Annotated in this window: 15 protein-coding genes; 8 read left to right on the plus strand and 7 right to left on the minus strand. The window is 69.4% G+C overall.

What is annotated here, in order from left to right:
• Positions 1 to 59: 59 nt before the first annotated feature.
• Positions 60 to 839 carry an SDR family NAD(P)-dependent oxidoreductase gene (locus ACIRRY_RS01500; RefSeq protein ID WP_403966510.1) on the minus strand — a complete coding sequence of 260 codons (780 nt, stop codon included), beginning with the start codon at positions 837 to 839 and terminating at the stop codon, positions 60 to 62.
• A 232-nt stretch (positions 840 to 1,071) separates the two neighbouring features.
• Here ACIRRY_RS01500 and ACIRRY_RS01505 point away from each other — a divergent pair, with 232 nt between their 5' ends.
• The 5 genes from ACIRRY_RS01505 (at position 1,072) to ACIRRY_RS01525 (ending at position 5,594) form a co-directional block, all read left to right on the plus strand.
• Positions 1,072 to 1,974, plus strand: a complete 903-nt coding sequence (locus ACIRRY_RS01505; RefSeq protein ID WP_403966513.1) for a helix-turn-helix transcriptional regulator — start codon at positions 1,072 to 1,074, stop codon at positions 1,972 to 1,974.
• Positions 1,975 to 2,200: 226 nt separating this feature from the next.
• Entirely contained in the window at positions 2,201 to 3,547 is a 1,347-nt protein-coding gene (locus tag ACIRRY_RS01510) for an OFA family MFS transporter (protein WP_403966516.1), read from the plus strand.
• Positions 3,516 to 3,650: a hypothetical protein gene (locus tag ACIRRY_RS01515; RefSeq protein WP_019073074.1), complete on the plus strand. Its 135-nt coding sequence runs from the start codon at positions 3,516 to 3,518 to the stop codon at positions 3,648 to 3,650. Before ACIRRY_RS01510 ends, ACIRRY_RS01515 begins: the two co-directional genes overlap by 32 nt.
• A gap of 150 nt (positions 3,651 to 3,800) precedes the next feature.
• Positions 3,801 to 4,739, plus strand: coding sequence for a beta-ketoacyl-ACP synthase III (locus ACIRRY_RS01520; RefSeq protein WP_200683279.1), 939 nt, complete (start codon positions 3,801 to 3,803; stop codon positions 4,737 to 4,739).
• 177 nt (positions 4,740 to 4,916) lie between these two features.
• A complete protein-coding gene (locus ACIRRY_RS01525; protein ID WP_403966521.1) occupies positions 4,917 to 5,594 on the plus strand; it encodes a GntR family transcriptional regulator in 678 nt (225 codons plus the stop codon).
• Between the two features lie 81 nt (positions 5,595 to 5,675).
• Here the strand turns inward: ACIRRY_RS01525 and ACIRRY_RS01530 are convergent, their stop codons facing one another.
• The 5 genes from ACIRRY_RS01530 to ACIRRY_RS01550 all read right to left on the minus strand — a co-directional run bounded on the left by ACIRRY_RS01530 (position 5,676) and on the right by ACIRRY_RS01550 (position 13,659).
• Positions 5,676 to 7,073 carry an OFA family MFS transporter gene (locus ACIRRY_RS01530; RefSeq protein ID WP_403966524.1) on the minus strand — a complete coding sequence of 466 codons (1,398 nt, stop codon included), beginning with the start codon at positions 7,071 to 7,073 and terminating at the stop codon, positions 5,676 to 5,678.
• A gap of 1 nt (position 7,074) precedes the next feature.
• On the minus strand, positions 7,075 to 8,463 hold the full coding sequence (locus ACIRRY_RS01535; protein ID WP_403966527.1) for an OFA family MFS transporter: 1,389 nt from the start codon (positions 8,461 to 8,463) through the stop codon (positions 7,075 to 7,077).
• Between the two features lie 120 nt (positions 8,464 to 8,583).
• Complete coding sequence (locus ACIRRY_RS01540; RefSeq protein WP_403966530.1) at positions 8,584 to 10,728, minus strand: acetate--CoA ligase family protein; 2,145 nt, start codon at positions 10,726 to 10,728, stop codon at positions 8,584 to 8,586.
• 4 nt (positions 10,729 to 10,732) lie between these two features.
• The gene (gene frc / locus ACIRRY_RS01545) at positions 10,733 to 11,965 is read right to left on the minus strand and encodes a formyl-CoA transferase (RefSeq protein ID WP_403966533.1); all 1,233 of its coding nucleotides are present in this window, start codon (positions 11,963 to 11,965) and stop codon (positions 10,733 to 10,735) included.
• A gap of 11 nt (positions 11,966 to 11,976) precedes the next feature.
• Positions 11,977 to 13,659, minus strand: coding sequence for a thiamine pyrophosphate-binding protein (locus tag ACIRRY_RS01550; protein ID WP_403966536.1), 1,683 nt, complete (start codon positions 13,657 to 13,659; stop codon positions 11,977 to 11,979).
• 145 nt (positions 13,660 to 13,804) lie between these two features.
• Between ACIRRY_RS01550 and sucC the strand changes: the two genes are divergently transcribed.
• From sucC to ACIRRY_RS01565, 3 genes are all read left to right on the plus strand, one after another.
• Positions 13,805 to 14,935 carry an ADP-forming succinate--CoA ligase subunit beta gene (gene sucC / locus ACIRRY_RS01555; protein WP_403966538.1) on the plus strand — a complete coding sequence of 377 codons (1,131 nt, stop codon included), beginning with the start codon at positions 13,805 to 13,807 and terminating at the stop codon, positions 14,933 to 14,935.
• Between the two features lie 11 nt (positions 14,936 to 14,946).
• Entirely contained in the window at positions 14,947 to 15,828 is an 882-nt protein-coding gene (gene sucD, locus ACIRRY_RS01560) for a succinate--CoA ligase subunit alpha (protein WP_403966541.1), read from the plus strand.
• Between the two features lie 81 nt (positions 15,829 to 15,909).
• Positions 15,910 to 17,445 carry an aldehyde dehydrogenase family protein gene (locus ACIRRY_RS01565; protein WP_403966544.1) on the plus strand — a complete coding sequence of 512 codons (1,536 nt, stop codon included), beginning with the start codon at positions 15,910 to 15,912 and terminating at the stop codon, positions 17,443 to 17,445.
• On the opposite strand, the gene ACIRRY_RS01570 is transcribed toward ACIRRY_RS01565, so the two are convergent.
• Positions 17,435 to 18,391, minus strand: coding sequence for an LLM class flavin-dependent oxidoreductase (locus tag ACIRRY_RS01570; RefSeq protein ID WP_403966547.1), 957 nt, complete (start codon positions 18,389 to 18,391; stop codon positions 17,435 to 17,437). The genes ACIRRY_RS01565 and ACIRRY_RS01570 overlap by 11 nt on opposite strands.
• Positions 18,392 to 18,410 lie beyond the last annotated feature (19 nt).

Genomic DNA, 18,410 nt, shown 5'->3' on the forward strand with positions numbered 1-18,410 from the left:
GCGATGCCGTGTGGTGTCCCGGCGGGTGACCGGGTCGGGGTGAGGGTGAGGGGGAGGGGTCAGGCCTGGTCGGTGGGCATGATCCACAGCTCGCCGACGGAGGCGTGGCGGGGCCGGGTGACCATGTAGGCGACACCGTCGGCGATGTCGTCGGGGGCGAGGACCTCGGTCTGCTCGTAGAAGGCGCCGATCGCTTCGCGGACCGCGGGCTTGTGGTCGTTGTGCGAGCCCAACTCGGTGTCCACACCGCCCGGTTCGAGGACGCCGACGCGGACGTGCCGCCGTGTGACCTCCTGGCGCAGGGACTCGGTGAACCCGTTCACGCCGAACTTGGTGAGGTTGTAGACGCCGTACCCGTTCCACGCCACGCGGCCGGCGATCGAGCTGATGTTGACGATGTCGGCGACCCGTCGCGGACCCTCGTCGGCCGCCTCGATCAGATGCGGGAGGGCGGCGTGGGTGGTGTGGAGCAGGCCCCGGATGTTGACGGCGATCATCCGGTCCCACTCCTCGGCATCCGCGCCGACGACCGGGCCCAGGAGCATCAGGCCGGCGTTGTTGACGAGGGTGTCCAGTCGTCCGAAGCGCTCGACGGACCGCTGGACGGCGGCCTCGGCCTGGGCGCGGTCGGTGATGTCGGCTCCCACCGCCAGCGCGGTGCCGCCCGCCTTCTCGATCTCGGCGGCGAGCTCGTCCAGCCGGTCCTTGCGGCGGGCCACGAGGGTGACGGACGCGCCGTGCTCGGCCAGTCGGCGGGCGGTGGCGGCGCCGATACCGCTGCTCGCGCCGGTGACGAGCGCGACGGTGCCGGTCAGTTTCGATGCGGTCGGGGAACTCATGGGGGGTGTCCTGTTCTCTGAGCTGGACAAGCGATTTCTCTGGGCTGGACATGCGGTGCGGTGGGCTGGACATGCGGTGCGGTGGGCTGGACATGCGGTGCGGTGGGCCCGTAATTCAGGCAACCACCCGCCGACCCCGTCCGGGCCGCCATAACGGGCACCCCTCCACCGGGGGTCCGGCAGTACCCCTTTCCGCGCGGCCCAGGGGTCGGGTCGGCCGTACGGTGGATTCATGGACCGCAGCACCGAGATCCGCGAGTTCCTGCGCACCCGCCGGGCCCGCGTCACCCCCGAGCAGGCCGGACTCGCCCCGCACCCGGGCGTCCGCCGGGTCCCGGGGCTGCGCCGCGAGGAGGTCGCCCAGCTCGCCGGCGTGAGCGTCGACTACTACGTCCGCCTGGAACGCGGCCGGACCCAGGGCGTCTCCGACGCCGTACTGGAGGCCGTCGCTCGCGCCCTGCGGCTCGACGAGACCGAACGCGCCCACCTCTTCGACCTGGCCCAGCCCACCACGGCCCGCTCCCGCCGCGGCCGACCGCTCAGCCCACAGCGGGTGCGCCCGGTCGTGTACCGGGCGCTGGACTCACTCGCCGCTCCCGCGATCGTCCTGGGGCGACGCATGGACGTCCTGGCCGCCAACCGGCTCGGATACGCCCTCTTCACCGACTTCCAGGACCGGCCCCACCGCGAGCGCAACTTCGCCCGCTACGTCTTCCTCGACGAGGCCGCCCGCGCCCTGTACGCCGACTACTGGGAGACGGCCGCAGGTGACTGCGTGGCCACCCTGCACCTGTACGCCGGACGCCATCCCGACGATCCTCAACTCACCGAACTGATCGGGGAGTTGTCCGTGCACAGCGAGGTCTTCCGCCGTATGTGGGCCGACCACGACGTCCTCGCCCACACCACCGGCACCAAACGCCTCCACCACCCGCTGGTCGGCGACCTCACCCTCGACTATGTCGTCCTGGCCGTCGAGGGCGACCCCGACCAGAACCTCACCGTCCTCACCCCCGAACCCGCCTCACCCTCCGCCGAAGCCCTTGACATCCTGGCCAGTTGGACCCACACCTCCGGCGGGGGCGGCACGGCGCCGCCGGGAACGGTCGGCGTCAGCGCGCCCGGATCCGTCTGAAGCCGCGGGATCCGGGCCTGTTTCCGCCAACACGCCTTTCCCGTACGGCACTTGGTCACCGACACCGAGCCCGGCCCGGCTCACCCGCCACGAAACAGCGGAGGGCGGCGGGGCACCGGCGCCGGAACCCCGCGCCGACCGTTCGGCGCACTCTGCATACCGCTCATCGCATACGGTCGACGCGCCGCCTTCTCAACTCCCTTGCCACTCCCTACCGTCCGGGATCATGAGTCCCCCAGTCGCACCCCCGGCGTGGAGCCGTTGGCTGGTTCCGCCCGCCGCCCTCTCGGTGCACCTCTCCATCGGCCAGGCCTACGCCTGGAGCGTCTTCAAGCCGCCGCTCGAATCCTCACTGAACCTCAGCGGCACGCAGAGCGCGCTGCCCTTCCAGCTCGCGATCGTCATGCTCGGCCTGTCGGCCGCGTTCGGCGGCACCCTCGTCGAACGCAACGGCCCGCGCTGGGCGATGACCGTCGCCCTCGTCTGCTTCTCCTCCGGGTTCCTGATCTCCGCGCTCGGAGCGGAGACGAAGCAGTTCTGGCTGATCGTCCTCGGCTACGGCTTCGTCGGCGGGATCGGCCTCGGCATCGGCTACATCTCACCGGTCTCGACCCTGATCAAGTGGTTCCCGGACCGGCCCGGCATGGCCACCGGCATCGCCATCATGGGCTTCGGCGGCGGCGCGCTCATCGCCTCCCCGTGGACGGCCCAGATGCTGAAGTCCTTCGGCTCCGACAACACCGGCATCGCGCAATCGTTCCTCGTACTCGGTCTTTCGTATGCGGTATTCATGACACTCGGCGTGCTGCTCGTCCGGGTGCCACGCACCGAGGACCTCAAGGACGCGACCCACACGCCGAGCACGACCGGCGTCCTGTCCGGCGTGCAGGTCTCCGCCAACAGCGCCGTACGCACACCGCAGTTCTGGTGCCTCTGGGTCGTCCTGTGCATGAACGTGACCGCGGGTATCGGCATCCTGGAGAAGGCCGCCCCGATGATCACGGACTTCTTCGCCGACACCTCCACACCGGTCACGGTGTCGGCCGCCGCCGGCTTCGTCGCGCTGCTCTCCGCGGCCAACATGGCGGGCCGTATCGGCTGGTCGTCGACCTCCGACCTGATCGGCCGCAAGAACATCTACCGCGTCTACCTCGGCGTCGGCGCGGTCATGTACGCGCTCATCGCGCTGTTCGGCGACTCCTCGAAACCGCTGTTCATCCTGTGCGCCCTGGTGATCCTCTCCTTCTACGGCGGCGGATTCGCGACCGTGCCCGCCTACCTGAAGGACCTCTTCGGGACCTACCAGGTCGGCGCGATCCACGGCCGGCTGCTCACCGCCTGGTCCCTGGCCGGTGTCCTCGGCCCGCTGATCGTGAACTGGATCGCCGACCACCAGAAGGACGCCGGCAAACACGGCGCCTCCCTCTACGACACCTCCTTCCTCATCATGATCGGGCTGCTCGTCATCGGGTTCGTCGCCAACGAACTCGTCCGGCCCGTCGACGCCCGCCACCACATCCCCGCCCAGAGGGAGGCCTCCGATGTCGAACGACAGCAGTCAGAGTCCGCCTGACCGACGGCCACTGATCGCGTTCGCCTGGCTCTGGGTGGGCGCGCCACTGGTGTACGGCCTGTACGAACTGATCCTCAAGGCGAAGCAGCTGTTCACCGGCTGAATGTTCGGTGCATACCGTCGACCGCAGGACGGATGACGGAAGCCGACAACCCGGACGGCTGTTTCCTGTGGCATCACCTGCCGCCGTACCCGCGAGTCACTGGCAAGACTGGTTGATCCCGCTACCCAAGGCAACGAGGGGGACCACCCAATGAACGGCACGCGGATCGCCGCCGTCGGCCACTACCAGCCCGCCAAGGTACTCACCAACGAGGACCTGGCGGGCATGGTCGACACCAGCCACGAGTGGATCACCTCCCGGGTCGGCATCAAGACCCGCCACATCGCCGGACCCGACGAACCCGTCGACGAGCTGGCCGCGCACGCCGCCGCCAAGGCCCTCGCCGCCGCGGGCCTGACGCCCGGGGACATCGACCTGGTCCTCGTCGCCACCTCCACGGCCATCGACCGCTCCCCGAACATGGCCGCCCGCGTCGCCGCCCGCCTCGGCATCCCGTCGCCCGCCGCCATGGACATCAACGTCGTGTGCGCCGGCTTCACCCACGCCCTGGCCACCGCCGACCACGCCGTCCGCGCGGGAGCGGCCGTACGCGCCCTGGTCATCGGCGCCGACAAGATGTCCGAGGTCACCGACTGGAGCGACCGTACGACCTGTGTCCTCGTCGGCGACGGAGCGGGGGCCGCCGTCGTCGAGGCCGCCGACGAACCCGGCATCGGACCGGTGCTGTGGGGCTCCGTGCCCGAGATGGGGCACGCGGTACGGATCGAAGGCACGCCCCCGCGGTTCGCGCAGGAGGGCCAGAGCGTCTACCGCTGGGCCACCACCCAGCTCCCGCCCATCGCCCGCAAGGCCTGCGAGAAGGCCGGTCTCACCCCCGCCGACCTGGCCGGTGTCGTCCTCCACCAGGCGAACCTGCGCATCATCGAGCCCCTCGCCGAGAAGATCGGCGCCGTCAACGCGGTCGTCGCCCGCGACGTCATCCAATCGGGCAACACCTCGGCCGCCAGCATCCCCCTCGCCTTCTCGAAACTCGTCGAACAGGGCGCCGTCCGCACCGGCGACCCGGTCCTGCTGTTCGGCTTCGGCGGGAACCTCTCCTACGCCGGCCAGGTCGTCCGGTGCCCGTGACCTGCGCACACCCTCGGCCGCGCCGTCGGATGTGACGAGGCCGACTCCCGCACCCCCTGGCCACTGTGCGCCGTAGACTGTAGACGAAAGACAATCGATACTTGGTCGTACGGCCACTGACTACTGTCTACTGTCCGCTGTGTGCAAAATGCCGGTGCTGCCCAGGAGGGGACCGCGATGTTGTCCGCAGGACTGCCGCAGGGGGCGGTGCCCAAGCTCGAACGCCCGGGCCCGCTGCGCGACCGTGTCTACGAGGCGCTGCTCGAACTCATCACCACGCGCGCGCTGCGGCCCGGTCAGCATCTCGTCGAGAGCGAACTGGCCGGGCACCTCGGAGTGTCCCGGCAGCCGGTGCGGGAGGCCTTGCAGCGGCTCAACACCGAGGGCTGGGTCGATCTGCGGCCCGCCCAGGGCGCGTTCGTGCACGAGCCGACGGAGGAGGAGGCCGACCAACTCCTCACCGTACGCACGCTGTTGGAGGCCGAGGCCGCCCGGCTCGCCGCCGCCACCGCGGGCAGCGCCGGGATCGCGGTCCTGGAGGAGCTGTGCGCCGAGGGTGAGCGCGCCGTCGACGCCGACGACGTGGACGCCGCCGTCGCGATGAACGCCCGCTTCCACGCGAAGGTCATGGAGCTGGCCGGCAACGCCGTCCTCGCCGAACTCGCCGCACAGGTCGACCGCCGGGTCCGCTGGTACTACACGCCGGTGGCCCGTCAGCGCGGCCTGTCGTCCTGGATCGAGCACCGGCACCTGATCGACGCGATCGCGGCCCGCGACGAACTGCGCGCCGGCCTGCTGATGCGTGAACACACCGAGCACACCAGGCGGTCGTACCACGAGCGCGAGAAGTCCTGAGCCGGGCGATGGCCCTCCCGCGTCGGGGAGGGCCATCGGGTAGGTCCAGGGATGTCCGCCCCGGTGCCGTGGGGCGAACTGTCAGGTCGCGGGCTGTGGTTGAGGAACGGGGGACAACTCCCTGTCCCCGCGCCCCGGTTGGCGCAGCAGCAACGCGATCGCCGCCGCCACCATCGAGACACCGCCGGCCAGTGCGTACGCGCCGTTGTAGCCCCAGGCCGCCACCACCATCGAGCCGAGGCCGCCGCCGAACAGGCCGCTGATCAGCTTTCCGCTGTACACCAGGCCGTAGTTGGTGGCGTTGAAGTTCTCGCCGAAGTAGTCCGGGGTCAGGGCGGCGAACATCGGGTAGAAGGCGCCGCCGCCGAAGCCGGAGAGGAAGGCGAAGAACAGGAACAGCCACTCGCTGCGCAGATGCCCGGCGAAGATCACCCCGAACTGGGCGAGGCCCAGCACCAGGATGACGAAGACCAGGGTGAGTTTGCGGCCCCACAGGTCGGACAGCCAGCCCACCACCGCGCGGCCGACGCCGTTGATGACGGCCATGACGCCCATCGACGAGGCCGCCACCAGCGGGCCGAAGCCCACGTCCTTGGCGAAGTCGACCTGGAAGGAGATCCCGAAGATCGACACCCCGGCGGTCAGCACGATCGACAGCCACATCAGCGGCAGCATGCCGGTGCGGATGGCCTCCTTCGGGGTGAACTGCCGTACGGCGGGCGGGTTCTTGGCGAGGCTCGTCGCGCTCTTGTCGTTGCCGCCGTAGGTCAGCGGGTCGATGTCCGCGGGCCACCAGTTCTTCGGCGGGTCCTTGAAGAAGAACGCGCACCCGAACACCACGATCAGGATGTAACAGCCGATCAGATCCAGCACCCGGTGGTAATTCCCGGTGTCGAAGGCGTAGTTGAAGATGAAGATGAACGGCAGCGAGCCGTACGCGAAGCCGCCGTTGACGAACCCGGTGCGGGCGCCCCGCCGTTCGGGGAACCACTTGCCGACCATGTTGATGCAGGTCGCGTAGACCAGACCGGCGCCGACACCGCCGATAACGCCGAAGCCGACGATCGCCAGCCACACGTCGTCCAGGTGGGACAGCGCGAGGAAACCGATCACGCAGAGCACCGAGCCGATGTACATCGCCTTGCGGGCCGACAGGATGCCCCTCTCCCGCATCCAGCCCGCCGGGAAGGCGATGCCGGCCTGGAAGAAGACCCAAATGCTCAGGATCCAGAAGGTGTTGCTGTGCGTCCAGCCGTGCGCGCTGGACAGCGTGTCCTCCGCGGAGCCGTACGCGTACTCGAAGACACTGATCGCCATCATGGCGATCCACGGCAGATAGATCATGATCTTGCGCGAGTGGCCGAGGATGTCGCGGTCGGTCTCGCCGACGCGGTAGACGCGGCCGTTGGCGTCGGTCACTTCACGGTAGGGACGGTTCGCGGCGCCGGATTCGTTCGTGGTGATGGGATCTGCGGTCATGTCACGCCATCTCCTCGCCGAGCGGGTGCGGGTTGGGGGCGATACGCCGGGCACTGGGCCTGCCCGGAGCCTTGAGGAAGAGCGCCAGCACCGCGGAGGCCAGGCCCACCGAACCGGCCAGGACGAACGCGCCGTGGTAGTCCCACTCACCGACGACGACCGCGCCCAGACCCGAGCCGACGAGCCCCGAGATCAGCTTCGAGCTGTAGACCATCCCGTAGTTGCTGGCGTTGTTGTTCTCACCGAAGTAGTCGGCCGTCATGGCCGCGAACAGCGGGAAGATCGCCCCGCCGCCGAAACCCGAGACCATGGAGCAGAACAGGAAGAACGGCATGCTGCCCATCTGGCCCGAGACCAGCACCCCGAACTGCGCGGTGCCGAGCACGAGACACACGATGATCAGCGTGTGGCGGCGGCCGTAGCGGTCGGAGATCCAGCCGATGACCCCGCGCCCGGTGCCGTTCACGATCGCCTTCAGGGACATCGCCGTGGCCACGATCCCGCCGGCGAAGCCCATGTCCTTGCCGAACGGCACCTGGAAGGCGATGCCGAAGATGTTGATGCCGGCCGTGCACAGCAGACAGAACCACATCATCCAGAGCACGGGGGTACGGGCGGCCTCCTTGGGTGTGTACTGCTTGACCGCCGGCGGGTTCTTCTCCAACGCCCGCCGGATTCTGGGGTCTTGGGCCGCCTTCAGCGGATCGACGTGCGCGGGCCACCAGTTCTTCGGCGGATCACGGAAGAACCAGCCCGCCGAGGCCACCACCAGACACAGTCCGACACCGACCAGACTGAACAGGACCTTGTAGTTGCCCAGGTCCAGCACCGAGGTGAACAGGAACACGAACGGCACGGACCCGTAGGCGAATCCGCCGTTCACGAAGCCCGTCTTGCCGCCCTTGCGCTCCGGATACCACTTGCCGACCATGTTCACGCAGGTCGCATACACAAGACCGGCGCCGATACCGCTGCACATACCGAATCCCAGGTGCGCGACGAACACGTTCGGCGCGAACGCCAGCGCCAGATAGCCCAGCAGTGTGCCGAGCGCGCCGAGCAACATGGCCGTACGGGCGGGCAGTCTGCCGCTCTCGCGCAACTGCCCGGCGGGGAAGGCCACGGCCGCCTGGAAGAACACCCAGACGCCCATCAGCCAGAAGATGTGCCCACTGCTCCACAGATGCGCGTCGTGGAGCGTGTCCTCCGCCGACGTGAACGCGTACTCGGCGGAGCTGATGCCCATCATGCCCACCCAGGGCAGGACGACCATCCACTTGCGCGTCCGGCCCATGATGTCGACATCGGATTCACCGATGCGGTACACACGGCCGTGACGGTCCGTCACCTCCCAGTAGGGGACAGACGTTTGGTAGTCCGTTGTTGCCATCGCTCAGTGCCCCTTGCGTCGAAAGTTCTGGCCAGCGCCCCCTGTCCAATGCCTTTCGTGTGCGCACGGGTCCCCGGGGCCGACCGACCGCACTGTCGGCCGGCCCCGCGTCGGCTCACGTCATGAACCACCGCCCAACAGCCCTGCCGCGCGCGCCCATCGGTACTTCGCGCCCAGCACCGCCACCGGCTTCTCGGTCGTGTACGGGTACGCCACGACCCCGCGCTCGTACAGGTACTGGCAGGCCTCCTCGACCTCCACGTCACCCGCGAGCGACGCCACCACCGGCTTCTCGATGCCGCGTTGCTTGAACTCGGCGACCACGCGCGCGGTGAGCTCCGCGAAGACCATCGGGGGAGTGACGGTCGTGTGCCAGTAGCCGAGGACCAGCGCGTGGATGCGCGGATCCTCCAGACCGAGCCGGATCGTCGCCTCGTACGTCGACGGCGGCTCGCCCCCGGTGATGTCGACCGGGTTGCCCGCGGCCCCGAAGGGCGGGATGAACTCCCTGAAGGACGCGTCGAGATCCGGCGGAATCTCCATCAGGGAAAGACCGTTGTCGGTCACCGCGTCGGAGAGCAGCACGCCACTGCCGCCCGCGCCGGTGATGATAACTATGTTGTCGCCTCGGGGAGTTGGCAGCACCGGCAGTCCACGCGCGTACTCCAGCATGTCGTTGAGCCCGGGGGCGCGGATGACCCCGGCCTGCTTGAGGATGTCCTCGTACACGGCGTCGTCGCCGGCCAGCGCGCCCGTGTGCGAACCGGCGGCCTTCGCGCCCGCCGCCGTACGGCCCGCCTTCAGCACCACAACCGGCTTACGGGGCACGGTCTTTCGGGCCGCCTCGACGAACGCGCGCCCGTCCTTGAGATCCTCCAGGTGCATCGCGATGCACTCGGTGTGCGGGTCCTCGCCGAACCAGGTCAGCAGGTCGTCCTCGTCCAGGTCCGACTTGTTGCCGAGCCCGACGATCGCCGACACCCCCGTCTTCGTGGTCCGCGCGAACCCCAGGATGGCCATGCCGATGCCACCGGACTGTGAGGTCAGCGCCACCCCGCCCTTCACGTCGTACGGCGTGCAGAACGTGGCGCACAGGTCCTGCCAGGTCGAGTAGTAGCCGTAGATGTTCGGTCCGAGGAGACGGACGCCGTGACGCTCGGCGATCTCGACTATCTCCTCCTGGAGTTGGACCTCGCCGGTCTCCGCGAACCCGGAGGGGATGAGGACGGCGTTGGGGATGTTCTTGCGACCCACCTCCTCCAGCGCCCCTGCCACGAACTTGGCGGGAATGGCGAAGACGGCCACATCCACCTCACCGGGAACGTCCGTGACACTCTTGTACGCCTTGCGGCCGAGGATGTCATCGGCCCGGGGGTTCACCGGGTGGATCTCGCCGGCGAAGCCGCCGTCGACGAGGTTGCGCATCACCGAATTGCCGATCTTGCCCTGCTCGTTGGACGCGCCGATCACGGCGACCGAGGTCGGCTCCATCAGGCGGCGCATGGTCCTCAGGATCTCGTCGCGTGTATACCGTCGACGGGGTACCGGCCGCGACTCGGCGAGGATGACGCGGATGTCGGCCGCGACCGCGCCGTCCGGAGTCGCGATCACCGGGTTGAGGTCCACCTCGGCGATCTCCGGAAAGTCCGCGACCAGTTGGGACACCCGGCGGATCTGCTCCGCGATCGCCCACCGGTCGACGGCCGGTGCGCCGCGCACCCCGCGCAGGATCTCCGCCGCCCGGATCGAGTCCAGCATCGACAACGCCTCGTCGGGGCTGACCGGCGCGAGCCGGAACGTCACGTCCTTCAGTACCTCGACCAACACGCCGCCGAGCCCGAACGCGACCACCTTCCCGAACGTCGGGTCGGTGACCGCGCCGACGATGACCTCCTGCCCCCGCGGCAGCAACTCCTGTACCTGGACGCCGTCGATGCGGGCCTCGGCGTCGTACGCCCGGGCGTTGTCGACGATCTTGTGGAACGCGGCCCGTACATCCGCCGCGCCCTCCACCCCGACGATCACGCCGCCCGCGTCGGTCTTGTGCAGGATGTGGGGGGAGACGATCTTCATCACCACGGGCCCGCCGAACCGTGCCGCGTACGCCACGGCCTCGTCGACGTCCGTCGCCAACTCCTCGCCCGGTACGGCGATCCCGTACGCGTCGGCGATCACCTTGCCCTCGGGCGCGGTCAGCGCGAACCGCCCCTCGGTCCGCACGGAGTCGAGCAGTGCGCGCACCCTCAGGACCCGGTCCTCTGTCATCACGTCAGATCACCCCGCTCGACTTGAGGAGGCGCAACTCTTCGTCGCCGAGACCGAGTTCGCCGATGTAGACCTCTTCGTTGTGCTCGCCGAGCAGCGGTGAACTGGTCACGTCCACGGGGGAGTCGGAGAGTTTCAGCGGGCTGCCGACGGTGACGAACTCGCCGCGCTCGGGGTGCGGCACCGTCACGACCATCTCGTTGGCGACCAGGGACTCGTCCTCGATGATCTCCCTGGTCGACAGGATCGGTCCGCACGGGATGTTGTGGGCGTTGAGCTTCTCCAGCACCTCCCACTTGGGCAGGGTGGACGACCACTCCTCGATCAGCTGGAACATCTTGGCGAGCTGCGGGAGCCGAGCCTCCGGCGTCGCCCACTCGGGGTCCTCGGCCAGCTCGGGCCGGCCGATCAGCTCGGTGAGCGGGCGCCAGCCGACGGGCTGCACGATGACGTAGACGTAGTCGTTGGGGCCGCCCGGCGCGCACTTGACCGCCCAGCCGGGCTGGCCGCCGCCGGACGCGTTGCCCGAGCGGGGCACCTCGTCGCCGAAATCGTCGTTCGGGTACTCGGCGAGCGGCCCGTGCGCCAGGCGCTGCTGGTCGCGCAGCTTCACCCGGCACAGGTTCAGCACGGCGTGCTGCATGGCCACGTTGACCCGCTGGCCGCGGCCGGTGCTCTCCCGCTGGAAGAGTGCCGCCAGTATCCCGGCTACTGTATGCACCCCTGTGCCCGAGTCGCCGATCTGAGCGCCCGTGGCCAGCGGCGGCCCGTCCTCGAAGCCGGTGGTCGACATCGACCCGCCCATCGCCTGCGCGACGACCTCGTACGCCTTGAAGTTGGTGTACGGGCCGTCGCCGAAGCCCTTGATGGACGCATACACGATGCGGGGATTGATCTCCTGTACGCGATCCCAGGTGAACCCCATACGGTCGACCGCGCCCGGCCCGAAGTTCTCGACCATGACGTCGGAGCGCCGGATCAGCTCGGTCAGGATCTCCTTGCCGCGCTCGGTCTTGGTGTTGAGGGTGATGCTGCGCTTGTTGCAGTTGAGCATCGTGAAGTAGAGGGAGTCGACGTCCGGGAGGTCGCGCAGCTGCTTGCGTGTGATGTCGCCGGTCGGCGCCTCCAGCTTGACGACGTCGGCGCCGAGCCAGGCGAGGAGCTGGGTGGCGGAGGGGCCGGACTGGACGTGCGTCATGTCGAGGACGCGGATGCCTTCAAGTGCCCTGGCGGTCATGGCCGTTCACCTCACTTGTACATCGTCTGGTTCATGGTTCCGGGGGCGTACGCGTCCGGGTCGACCCAGACGTTGATCAGCGACGGCTTGCCCGACTCGCGGGCGCGTCGCAGCGCCGGGCCGATGTCGGCGGGATCGCGGACCTCCTCGCCGTAACCGCCCAGCATCTGGGCGAACTTGTCGTAGTGGACGTCGCCGAGGGTGTTGCCGACCCGCTCACGCTCCGTGCCGTACTTGGCGGCCTGGCCGTAACGGATCTGGTTCATCGAGGAGTTGTTGCCGACGATGCCTACGAAGGGGAGGTCGTAGCGGACGAGGGTCTCGAAGTCCCAGCCGGTGAGGGAGAACGCGCCGTCGCCGAACAGCGCGACGACCTCCTTGTCCGGCCGCGCCTGCTTCGCCGCGAGGACGAAGGGGATGCCGACGCCGAGGGTGCCCAGCGGGCCCGGATCCATCCAGTGGCCCGGCGACTTGGGCTGTACGACCTGCCCGGAGAAGGTGACGATGTCGCCGCCGTCGCCGATGTAGATCGAGTCCTCGGTGAGGAACTCGTTGATCTCGCCGACCAGGCGGTACGGGTGGATCGGCGCGGCGTCCGACCGCAGACTCGGCAACCGCTTCTCGATCGCGGCCTGTTCGACGGCGCGCAGCTCGTCGAGCCACTCCTTGCGCCTGGACGCACCGCCGTTGAGGCGTCCGGAAGCGGCCTCGGTGACCGACTTCAGGACGAGTCCCGCGTCCCCGACGATGCCGAGGTCGATGTCGCGGTTCTTGCCGACGGTGCGGTAGTCGAGGTCGATCTGCACGACGGTCGCGTCGGGGGAGAGTCGCTTGCCGTAGCCCATGCGGAAGTCGAAGGGCGTGCCGACGATGACGATGACGTCGGCGTGGGAGAAGGCGTACCGGCGCGAGAGCTGGAAGTGGTGCGGGTCGCCGGGCGGGAGGGTGCCGCGTCCCGCGCCGTTCATGTAGGCGGGGATGTTGAGGGTGCGGACGAGGTCAATGGCCGCCTCGGTACCGCGAGTTGTCCACACCTGGCTGCCCAACAGGATCGCCGGCTTCTCGGCGTGCACGAGCAGGTCGGCGAGCTTCTCGATCGCCTCGGGGTCGCCGGCCGAGCGGGTCGAGGCGCGGTAGGCGCCGGGTTGCGGCACCCGTGCCTTGCTCACCGGCACCTTGGCGTCGAGGACATCGCGCGGAATCTCCAGGAAGGAGGGGCCGGGGGCGCCGTGGTAGCACTCGCGGAACGCCATCGACACCATGTCGGCGGCGCGTGCCGTGTCCGGGACGGTCGCCGCGAACTTGGTGATCGGCGTCATCATGTCGACGTGCGGCAGGTCCTGGAGGGACCCCATCTTGTGCTGGGTGAGGGCCCCTTGGCCGCCGATCAGCAGCATCGGAGACTCCGCGCGGAAGGCGTTGGCGACACCGGTGACGGCGTCGGTCGTACCGGGACCCGCGGTGACGACCGCGCACCCGGGCCTGCCGGTGATACGTGCGTAACCGTCCGCCGCGTGGGCTGCCACCTGCTCGTGGCGTACGTCGACGACTTCTATGCCCTCGTCGACGCAGCCGTCGTAGATGTCGATGATGTGGCCGCCGCACAGGGTGTAGATGCGGTCGACCCCCTCGGCCTTCAGGGCTTTGGCGACGAGATGACCACCGGAAATCACGTCCTGGGTGTCGTCGGGCATGGCGGAGTCCTGTCCCTTCGTAGGGGGTGGGAATGCTCTCGCGGTACATTGCATACAGTCGACGAATACTGTATGAAACTTGTTATCCCGCATCCGGTGGGTGGTGTCCAGGGGGCGTGCGGCACTTTCAGGAACAGGAGCCGAGATGGACCTGTACGAGCACCAGGCAAGGGAACTCTTCGAGGAACACGGCATCTTGGTGCCCCGGGCCGAGGTCACCGCCTCGTCCAAGGAGGCACGCGAGATCGCCCGCAGACTGGGCGGACGGGCAGTGGTGAAGGCGCAGGTCAAGACTGGCGGGCGCGGTAAGGCGGGGGGAGTGAAGTTCGCCGCGGACCCGGCCGCCGCCGAGCTGACCGCACGCCAGATCCTCGGCATGGACATCAAGGGCCACGCGGTCGGCACCGTGATGGTGGCCCAACCCGTCGACATCGAGAGCGAGTACTACGTCTCCTACGTCCTCGACCGCGCGGCGGGCCGCTTCCTCGCGATCGCGTCCGCCGAGGGCGGTACGGAGATCGAGGAGATCGCCGCCCGTCGACCGGATGCGGTCGCCCGTATACACATCGACCCGGCCGTGGGTGTCACCTCGGCGAAGGCGGGCGAGATCGCCGAGGCGGCCGGACTGCCGCCGCAGGCCGTCGACGTCCTCGTAAGGCTGTGGGAGGTACTGGTCCGCGAGGATGCCGTCCTCGTCGAGGTCAACCCGCTGGTGCGCACCCGGCAGGGACAGATCATCGCCCTCGACGGCAAGGTCACCCTTGACGACAACGCCCGCTTCCGACAGGCCCGTTGGGGCTCGGAGGGGGTGGCGCACGACGATCCGCTGGAGGCCGCGGCCGCCGCGAAGGGGCTCAACTACGTCAAGCTCGACGGCGAGGTCGGCATCATCGGCAACGGCGCAGGCCTGGTCATGTCGACGCTCGACGTGGTCGCCGGCTGCGGCGCCCGCCCCGCCAACTTCCTCGACATCGGCGGCGGGGCATCCGCCCAGATCATGGCCGACGGGCTGTCCGTCATCCTCTCCGACCCGGCCGTGAAGTCGGTGTTCGTCAACGTCTTCGGCGGGATCACCGCGTGCGACGCGGTGGCCGACGGCATCGTACGGGCCCTGGAATCAGTGGAGTTGACCAAACCGCTGGTCGTCCGCCTCGACGGCAACAACGCGGCCCGCGGCCGGGCCGTCCTCGACGGGTACGCGCATCCGCTGGTTCAGCAGGCCACCACCATGGACGGCGCCGCCCGCCGCGCCGCCGACCTCGCCGACGCACGCTAAGGAGCCGGGACATGGCGATCTACCTCACCAAGGAGAGCAAGGTCCTCGTCCAGGGCATGACCGGCGGCGAGGGCATGCGGCACACCCGCCGGATGCTCGCGGCCGGCACGGACATCGTCGGCGGCGTCAACCCGCGCAAGGCCGGCCGCACCGTCGACTTCGACGACCGTGCCGTCCCCGTCTTCGGGTCGGTCGCCGACGGTATGCGGTCGACGGGAGCCGATGTCACCGTCGTGTTCGTGCCGCCCGCCTTCGCCAAGACGGCCGTGATCGAGGCCGCCGACGCGGGCATCGGCCTCGCGGTCGTCATCACCGAAGGCATCCCCGTCCACGACTCGGTCGCCTTCACCGCCCACGCGCGCTCGAAGGGCACCCGGATCATCGGCCCCAACTGCCCCGGCCTGATCACCCCCGGCCAGGCGAACGCGGGCATCATCCCCGCCGACATCACCAAGCCGGGCCGCATCGGTCTGGTGTCCAAGTCGGGCACGCTCACCTATCAACTCATGTACGAACTACGGGACATCGGCTTCTCCACCTGCGTCGGCATCGGCGGGGACCCCGTCGTCGGGACGAGCCACATCGACTGCCTCGCCGCGTTCCAGGACGACCCCGACACCGAACTCGTCGTCCTCATCGGGGAGATCGGCGGCGACGCGGAGGAACGGGCAGCCGCGTACATCCGCGACCACGTCAGCAAACCCGTCGTCGGCTACATCGCCGGCTTCACCGCACCCGAGGGCCGAACGATGGGCCACGCGGGCGCCATCGTGTCCGGCTCCTCCGGCACGGCGGCGGCGAAGCGGGAGGCGCTGGAGGCCGTAGGAGTCGGGGTCGGACGGACGCCGACGGAGACCGCCCGGCTGGTGCTGGACCGACTGGAGCGCAACTAGGTCCGTCTGCAACTAGCCCCATCCGTACGACAGTTCCTGCCTCACCCCGCCCCGACTGTGCACCGAGAGCGGAGCAGAAGCATGGCATCAACCCTCAAAGCGGGCACGTCCTGGAATGACGCGTGGCGGCGTTGTCTCGCCGTCGCGCCCGAGGCGTTCCAGGACGACCGCGTCCTCAACCTCTGGAACGCCGCCTGGCAGCGGGACGGCCGGGCCCTGCCCGCCACCACCCCCGTCGACGGCAGCCCCATCGCCGGTCCGCCCCGCCTGGACCGGTCCACAGCCCACCAGGCCGTACGCGCCTCCCTCGACCAGCACCGCGCCTGGCGTCACGTCCCGCTCCACGAACGGCGGGCCCGTGTCGCCGCCACGCTGGACGCCCTCACCGAACACCGCGAACTCCTCGCGCTGCTGCTGGTCTGGGAGATCGGCAAGCCCTGGCGGCTCGCGCAGGCGGACGTGGACCGGTCCATCGACGGCGTCCGCTGGTACGTCGACGGCATCGAGCCGATGCTCGCCCGCCGCACCCCGCTGGACGGCCCGGTGTCCAACATCGCGAGCTGGAACTACCCGATGAGCGTGCTCGTCCACGCCCTGCTGGTCCAGGCGTTGGCGGGCAACGCGGTCATCGCCAAGACCCCGACCGACGGCGGTGTCGCCTGCCTCACCCTGGCCGCGGCGCTCGCCGCGCGCGAGGGAATTCCCGTCACCCTCGTCAGCGGCAGCGGCAGCGAACTGTCGGAGGCGCTGGTCCGCGCCCCCGAGATCGGCTGCGTCTCCTTCGTCGGGGGCCGCGACACCGGAGCGGCCGTGGCCACGGCCGTGGCGGACCTCGGCAAGCGCCACATCCTGGAGCAGGAAGGACTCAACACCTGGGGCATCTGGAACCACACGGACTGGGACGCGCTCACCGCGGTCGTCCCCAAACTCTTCGACTACGGCAAACAGCGCTGCACGGCGTACCCGCGCTTCGTCGTCCAGCGCGAGCTGTTCGACGATTTCCTCGCCGCCTACCTCCCCGCGGTCCGAACTCTCCGCGTCGGCCACCCTCTTGCGGTCCAGCAAGCCCAAGACCCCTACCCCGTACTGGACTTCGGCCCGGTGATCAACGCGGCCAAGGCCAAGGAACTTCATGACCAGGTGGCCGAGGCGATCGACCGGGGCGCCGTACCGCTGCATCGCGGCAAGCTGTCCGAGGACAACTTCCTTCCCGGGCAGGACACTTCGGCGTACGTCCGCCCCGTCACGCTCCTCAACCCGCCGCCGTCGTCCCCGCTGCACCACGCGGAACCGTTCGGCCCGGTCGACACCATCGTCCTGGTCGACACGGAGGCGGAGCTGCTGGCGGCGATGAACGCGTCCAACGGCGCGCTGGTCGCCACCCTCTCCACCGACGACCGCGCGACCTATGATCGGCTGGCACCGCAGATCCGCGCGTTCAAGGTCGGCCACGGCGCGCCACGCTCCCGCGGCGACCGCGACGAACTGTTCGGCGGGTTCGGCGCGTCCTGGCGCGGTGCCTTCGTCGGTGGCGAACTCCTCGTCCGCGCGGTGACGCACGGGCCGGTGGGGGAGCGGCTGCCGGGCAACTTCCCGGAGTACCAGCTCATGCCGTGACCGGTGGCCGGGCGGTGCTCGGATTCGTCCAGTACCGCCCGGCGATGATCTCGTCGGCGAGCCAGCGGGCCACGCCCTGCGGATACGGGCGCGGCAGACTCAGCACGATGTGGTTCATCCCGGCGTCGACGAGTCGGCGGACCGTCTCGCGAGTCGCCGCCGGATGGTCGTACGACACCAGGACCTGCACCGATCGAGTGATCGTGCCCGGAGCGCGTCCCAGGTCGCCGCAGTGCGCGTCAAGGACGCGGGCGCGCTCGGCGACGTACTCGACGGTGTTGTGCGGCGGCCCTGGAACGTTCCAGATGTCGGCGTGCTCGGCGACCAGCCGCAGCAGCCGGGTGCCCCAGCCGCCGATGAGCAGCGGGGGACCGGGCCGCTGCACCGGCTTGGGCTCGCAGCGTGTGCCGAGCAGCCGGTAGTGCCGGCCCTCGAAGTCGAAGACGTTCCGCGTCCACATGCGCCGGAGGATCTCGACGGTCTCCGCGAGCCGGGCGAGGCCCTCGCCCGGCGGGACGAGGGTGAGGCCGTACGCCTGGTATTCGGCGATCGCCGGATTCGCGCCCTCGCCGCCCCCGGCTCCCGGCGGCTGATGCGTGCCGCCGACCCCCAGCCCGAGGACGAGGCGTCCGCCGGAGATCACGTCCACCGTGGCCGCCATCTTGCCGAGCAGGGCCGGCGGGCGGACGCGATTGCTGGTGACGAGGAGGCCGAGCCGCAGCCGCTCCGTCTGCGCGGCGAGTGCGCCGAGCAGTGTCCAGCCCTCGTGTATCTGTCCGTCCTTCGGTCCGGCGACCGGCAGCAGGTGGTCCCACAGCCAGGCGTCCGTGATCTCCGGCACGGCGTCCGCTTCCAGCCAGACCCGCCGGATGTCCTCGTACGACACATGCATGGGGGTGGTCTTGATCCCGAAACGAACAGTGGGCATGTCTACGGTGGCTGTCATGACCGTCAGTCTAGTAAAT

It is taken from the genome of Streptomyces sp. NPDC101776 (assembly GCF_044766845.1).
GTDB lineage: Bacteria > Actinomycetota > Actinomycetes > Streptomycetales > Streptomycetaceae > Streptomyces.